The following is a 1,907-nucleotide window of genomic DNA, read 5'->3' as shown; positions in this document are numbered from 1 at the left end:
CATTAGTAATAAATAGCACAATCAATATGTACGAAAAATTTTTAGATAAGAGCCTAAACAGCACTCGCCAAACGGTAGATGATACTTTTATTGCAAAATATGCTAATGCGGTATCAGAAAAAATAATCGAACTTTGGAAAGAAGTTGGACTTGGAACGTTTTGTGATGGATTGTTCAGAATTATTAACCCCGATAAATATCAGACAATAGTAGATGATAGTTATCCTCTGTATGAGTATGAAACTGTAACTCCATTTATGACAACTGTTTTTGGAGATATTTTTGCTTATGTTAAGAATCCCGTGATAGGAGATTATGTCGTATTCATCAATGTGAGATACGGAACATTCAAGATTTTATCCGAGAATGTTGATATACTATTGAATGTGGTAATTTTCAACAAGAGTTGTTTGGAATCATGGTTTTCCTTAAATAAATATCCTATGATAAAATCAGAAAAGGGTGTTCCTACATTGGATGAATGTTACGGATATGTCCCAGCATTGGTATCGGGTGGTATAGAATCAATAGATAATATCAAAATTCTAAAAGCTATTCCGTATATAGAAACGGTACTCCAATTTATCGGGGATTTGAAGCGAGTGCGATAGAATATATTACTAACAAACCGGGATAACGGACTAACGTCGTTCCCCGCTTAGCCATTATGAACAGTAGCAATATATGATACATAGAATATTAGGATATTTATGGTATAAGACAGAATACTTAATCCGACATTCAGATTCTTATGTCCCAGATGTGTTAAGTATTGTAATTATGTTTTACGGAGTAGATATAGCTTTGATATATTGGGCAGCTACAAGTGTTAATCCGGGACCACTTTTTCTGCTTGCCTTTCCTCTTATATGGATTATTCTGTATATCTATTATCATTATAAACGACGGTATTTGAAAATTCGGGAGGACGAATCGTATAAGAAATATTCCAATATATGGGCTATTCTATTTTTAATATTACCGTTTATTATTCTAATTGTATTGCTGTTTATGGCAGATAAATTTTATATGCCATATTAATCTTTTATAATAAAATAAGTTCATAACAAGGTTGAGATAACAGCTAACGCTGTTTCTCACCAAACCATTATAAACAATAAAGCCAATGGATATAAAGAATGATATACATATTATGGAAATGAATGACAAACTGTATCAACGGTTAAAACAGTCAGAGCTTGTCATTCATGCCAAAGTTGAAAGTATTTTACGACAAATCTCTTCATGGAAGTATGCTACACATGAATTTTATGTTCCTGCTCCCTATCAAAATGAATTAGCGGGTTTACCAAACGGACGAATACGAAAAAATATTGAAGAAAAAGACCGTCTAAAAATAGCTGGTCTGTATTCTTTTGGCTTTAATGCAGAAGGAAAAATACTTTGTTCGCAAGAAGCTCCAGATAATATAGGAAATGGCATCATAACTGATATATATGAGTATGATAATGCCTTTTCATATTATGTATATCATGTTAAATATATACCCAATCAATATACAACCATAATCTCAATAAGCTATTTTTATCCATACCATGAAATGAATATCTTTCAGGGTATAAATTCATATAAAGATTGGTCAGTGTATTTATATGAATATGATAAAGAAAGAATTAGTAAAGTACATAGGTATGCTTCTCGTTGGGACAATATGCCAGCAGAGGAATATAATTTTGCCTATGAAAATAATCTTTTATGTGCAATAGTTGGAGAGAAAAGACTAAAGAATGGAGAATTATATATCCATTGGAAAAATAAAAAAGTTTATAACAAGGAAAGATAACCCCTAAACGGCGTTCCTTTCCAACCCATTAGTAATAAATAGCACAATCAATATGTACGAAAAATTTTTAGATAAGAGCCTAAACAGCACTCGCCAAACGGTA

At 31.8% G+C, this 1,907-nt stretch carries 2 protein-coding genes; both read left to right on the top strand.

Annotated features, from left to right (window positions below; translation table 11 throughout):
* Positions 1–26 precede the first annotated feature (26 nt).
* Complete coding sequence (locus tag ABUA47_RS24495; RefSeq protein ID WP_117615753.1) at positions 27–611, top strand: GAD-like domain-containing protein; 585 nt, start codon at positions 27–29, stop codon at positions 609–611.
* 515 nt (positions 612–1,126) lie between these two features.
* Positions 1,127–1,804, top strand: coding sequence for a hypothetical protein (locus tag ABUA47_RS24490; RefSeq protein ID WP_211480253.1), 678 nt, complete (start codon positions 1,127–1,129; stop codon positions 1,802–1,804).
* Positions 1,805–1,907: the final 103 nt, after the last annotated feature.

This window comes from Bacteroides sp. RTP31139st1_H2_RTP31139_211217 (assembly GCF_040227615.1).
In the GTDB taxonomy this organism is placed as follows: Bacteria; Bacteroidota; Bacteroidia; order Bacteroidales; family Bacteroidaceae; genus Bacteroides; species Bacteroides uniformis.
Note: the sequence above shows the minus strand (reverse complement) of the source record. Positions and strands in the feature narration are given on the sequence as shown.

Excerpts from the sequence above, each read along its gene's own strand:
- ABUA47_RS24495 (WP_117615753.1), top strand. The coding sequence starts at position 27 with ATGTACGAAAAATTTTTAGATAAGAGCCTAAACAGCACTCGCCAAACG.
- ABUA47_RS24490 (WP_211480253.1), top strand. The coding sequence starts at position 1,127 with ATGGATATAAAGAATGATATACATATTATGGAAATGAATGACAAACTG.